This is a genomic window from Pseudotenacibaculum haliotis, assembly GCF_042684245.1.
GTDB lineage: Bacteria > Bacteroidota > Bacteroidia > Flavobacteriales > Flavobacteriaceae > Polaribacter > Polaribacter haliotis_A.
On record NZ_JBHULH010000013.1, the window covers coordinates 1 to 2,432 of the forward strand.

Sequence of the window (2,432 nt, forward strand, 5' to 3'; positions counted from 1 at the left end):
TTCTTACTCAACACCAAAGATGCTGAGATTCTTGGAACATTAGACCCTACTCAATACAACGTTAGCTATCATACAACACTTACAGGTGCACAAACAGATAGTTCTACCGATGTGATCGATAAAGCCAATCCATATACCAATGCAACTGTAAACACACAACAAGTATTCGTTCGTGTGGAGAATGTAGATAATGTAGATTGTAATGATACATCTCTATCGTTTAACTTAATCGTAAGTGCCTTACCAACCATCACTGCTGCTGTTGAACTACAACAGTGTGATAATGATACCGATGGGTTCTCTGTCTTTAATCTAAATGAGGCTGCTACAGACATCTCTACCAATTACATGAACGAGACCTTTATCTTCTATGAAACACTAGCTGATGCACAATCAGGCAACAGTCCGATTCCTAACCCTACTACTTATACCAATCAAGTAGTAACCACTGATATGGTTTGGGCTCGTGCCATTAGTGCTTTTGGTTGTTATAGAATTGCCGAAGTAACACTTACTGTGTCTACTACAGGGATTCCTTCTACCTTCCAACGTGTCTTTAACGTCTGTGATGATTATTTAGATATCAACGGAGATGATAATGCGAACAATGATGATACTGATGGAGTAACTACTTTTGACTTTAGCTCTGTTTCTGCTGAAGTTCGTGCACTGTTCCCTCCTACACAACAGTTAACCATAACTTACTATCGTAATGAAGCCGATGCTTTGGCTGAAGAAGATCCTATTGCAGACCCGTCTAACTATAGAAACATCGGATACCCTAACTCACAAGGAATCTACGTACGTGTAGATAGCGATCTAGACAATGACTGCCTTGGGTTTGGTGTTCACATTACATTAAATGTAGACCCTGTACCGGTAGCCAATGCTGTAAATAACCTTGAGCTTTGTGATAACTTAGATGATGGTGATGGATTTAACGGAATTGTACAGACTTTTAATTTAGATGATCAAACGCCTATTATCTTAGGAACACAAGATCCTGCTGATTATACAGTTACCTATCACACATCGGCTGCTGATGCCAACTCTGGTAACAGTCCTATTACAACAACAAACATGTACGAGAACATTGTGCCTAACTCACAAACGATCTATGTACGTGTTACCAACAATACAACAAACTGTTTTACAGATCATACAACATTTGATCTGATTGTAAATCCACTACCTGTGGCTAACTTTGTAGAAGACCTTGAGATTTGTGATGACGATTCTGATGGATCGGCTCAAAACGGATTCTCTCAAAGTTTTAACTTGCATGATCAAACTCCGGGAATCTTAGGTACACAAGACCCTAATCAGTTTACGGTAAGTTATCACGCTTCTCTGGCTAATGCTCAAAATGGAATATTACCTTTAGGTGGAACGGTAGACAATCCGCTTCCTTTTGCCAACTCTGTACCATTCTCTCAGATCATCTATGTGCGTGTCTTTAACTCGGCTACACAGTGTGCCAACGGAATCTCTAACTTTAATGTTATTGTAAATCCTGAGCCTACTACAGATCACGTATCTAACTTATCCTATTGTGATGATGATGCCGATGGTGATGACACCAATGGATTTGTTCAAAATATTGATCTAGACAGTCAGATTCCGGGAATCTTAGGTGCTTCTCAGGATGAGGATGACTTTACAGTAACTTTCCACGAAACACAAATGGATGCTACTTCTGGAGACAACCCTCTATCGAGTCCGTATTCCAATACCATTGCCAATCAACAAACTATTTATGTAAGAGTCGTTAATGACGATACAGGATGTGTCAATGATGACTTTACCTTTGAGGTGATTGTAAACCCTCTACCGGATTTTACAGTAACGTCTCCTCAGATCGTGTGTCTTAATGGACCTCCTCTTACTATTGGCGTAGAAAACCCCGGTGCTATCTATGATTATGTATGGACAGATCCTTCTGGAAATACCATCATAGGATCACAGATCACTATTACCTCGGGTGGATTGTATACCGTAACGGCTACAACTACTGATGGAACAGGATGTACTAGAACACGTGAGATACAAGTAAACGAATCTATCATTGCCACAATCACAGAAAATGATGTGACCATTGTAGATGATTCTGAGAACAACTCTATTACCATTGATCCTACCAACTTAGGAATCGGAGATTATGAGTATGCACTTACGGATGAGAATGGTGTGGTGACACATCCATATCAAGACGATCCTATGTTTGAAAACTTAGAAGGTGGATTCTATACCATCTTAGTGCGTGATAAGAATGGTTGTGGAATTGCTACTTTACAAGTCTCTGTGGTAGAGTTCCCGAAGTTCTTTACACCTAACAATGATGGGATCAACGATACATGGGCTATCAAAGGAGCTAACTCAACATTCTTCCCTTCTTCACAGATCAATATCTTTAATCGTTTTGGGAAAGTAGT

General features: G+C 39.8%; 1 protein-coding gene. It reads left to right on the forward strand.

What is annotated here, in order from left to right:
- Positions 1–2,432, forward strand: a 2,432-nt coding sequence (locus ACFSRZ_RS16580) for a T9SS type B sorting domain-containing protein (RefSeq protein WP_379667699.1), incomplete at both ends; no start/stop codon positions are given.